The sequence below is a fragment of the Bacillus salacetis genome (assembly GCF_003581585.1).
GTDB classification, from domain to species: domain Bacteria; phylum Bacillota; class Bacilli; order Bacillales; family Bacillaceae_B; genus Rossellomorea; species Rossellomorea salacetis.
Genome location: NZ_QXIR01000070.1, coordinates 1 through 1834 on the forward strand (window position 1 = coordinate 1; position 1834 = coordinate 1834).

The window sequence follows — 1834 nt, forward strand, 5'->3', positions numbered from 1 at the left end:
GAGGCTGGGACAAAACCCTCCTCTAATATGAAAAAGCCGGTGAAATTTTACGACGAGTAAAATTTCACCGGCTTTAATTCTTTTTGAAATAAAATAAGGACCACTTCTGATAAAATAAAGTTACCACACCAAATCTCATCGGAAAGAAGGGTCCTTATGTTTAAAAATTATATCATGAATCAAGTGGTTTTGCCCCTAGATTTAGAAATCAAACTCCAAAAAAATGACATTGCCTTCGCAGTGCACGACCTCGTCGAGCAAATTCCACACCAAGCCTTTGATTCGTTTATACGAAGCACCGGCTGCCCTGCCTACCATCCACGCATGATGATGAAAATTATTTTATGCGCTTATTCCCAATCCGTTTTCTCAGGAAGGAAAATTGAAGCTCTTCTCCACGACAGTGTCCGGATGATGTGGCTTGCCCAAGGACATGAACCGAGCTACCGCACGATTAACCGATTTCGTGTCTGTCCTGAAGTAAAAGCACTTCTCCGTGAATGCTTTGTTCAGTTTCGCTGCCATCTCGTAAAGGAAAAGCATATTGATGATGAAGCGATCTTCATTGACGGAACCAAACTTGAAGCGAATGCCAATAAGTTCACGTTTGTTTGGCGGAAATCCGTTGAGAAATATAGTGAGGGTCTCATCGAGAAATCGAACCAATTATATGATGAGTTAGTTGAAAAGGAAATTATACCGGAAATCGAACGGGAAAGTCCGGAAGTACTTTCTACAGAAAATCTGGCTGAAGTCGTGAAGAAATTGGAAAAAACCGTTGAGGGAATCTCTAAACAAATGGAAGAAAGCCAGGAAGTAAGCGAACGGAAGCAGCTTCGTTCAGCACGTAAAATACCGAAGCAAATCCTCAAACAGTTTAAGGATTTTGTAGCACGTAAACAAAAGTATGAACAAGACATGGCTACCTTCGGTACACGTAACAGTTATTCTAAGACAGATCGCGACGCAACCTTTATGCGGATGAAAGACGATTACATGAAAAATGGACAACTTAAAGCTGGCTATAATGTTCAAATTGCGACCGAAGGACAGTACACGCTTGCCTATGATGTTTTCCCAAATCCGACCGATACAAGGACGTTCATTCCATTCCTGAATACAATCGAAAAGCACTTCTTTCAACTTCCTAAATATATAGTGGCAGACGCTGGCTACGGAAGTGAAGAGAACTATAAAGAGGTCTTTGAAAACCGTACATCTACACCACTGATTACTTATAACATGTACCGCAAAGAGAAAACGAAGAGCGCTCAAAAGAATGAATTCAATACGGCCAATTGGAAGTATGATGAAGAAACCGATTCATTTACTTGCCCTAATGATCAACGACTCATATTCCGCCATCTCTCTCACAAGACTGACCGAAACGGCTTTTCTCGGGAGTTTAAGGTGTATGAGTGCGAAAGTTGTGCGGGATGTCCTTTCCGTTCTGAGTGCACAAAAGCCAAGGAGGGAAATAACCGAAAACTCTTACTAAACGAAAAATGGGAAAAACAAAAAGAAAAGATTAGAACATTGCTTTCAGATGAGAAAACGGGTAAAGTCTACGGTCGACGTAAAATCGACGTAGAACCAGTTTTTGGATATCTGAAGGCTAATTTAGGTTTCACAAGATTTTCTGTCAGAAGAAAAGAGCGCGTGCATAATGAAATGGGCTTCGCGCTGATGGCGGTTAACTTGAGAAAGTTGACTGCCAGGAACGTAATATAATCCGCGGATCCAAGAGAGTAATGAAAGAAAAAGGGCTTCAATCATCCGAAATGATGATTGAAGCCCTTTTTTCATGGTTTTTGGCTAGTTATGTCCCAGCCTC

Annotated in this window: 1 protein-coding gene; it reads left to right on the top strand. The window is 41.2% G+C overall.

From position 1 onward, the window contains the following. Positions 1-156: 156 nt before the first annotated feature. On the top strand, positions 157-1731 hold the full coding sequence (locus D3H55_RS23530; RefSeq protein WP_119549758.1) for an IS1182 family transposase: 1575 nt from the start codon (positions 157-159) through the stop codon (positions 1729-1731). Positions 1732-1834 lie beyond the last annotated feature (103 nt).

Bases quoted from the DNA above. Each gene is read 5' to 3' on its own strand.
- D3H55_RS23530 (WP_119549758.1), top strand. From the start codon at position 157: ATGTTTAAAAATTATATCATGAATCAAGTGGTTTTGCCCCTAGATTTA.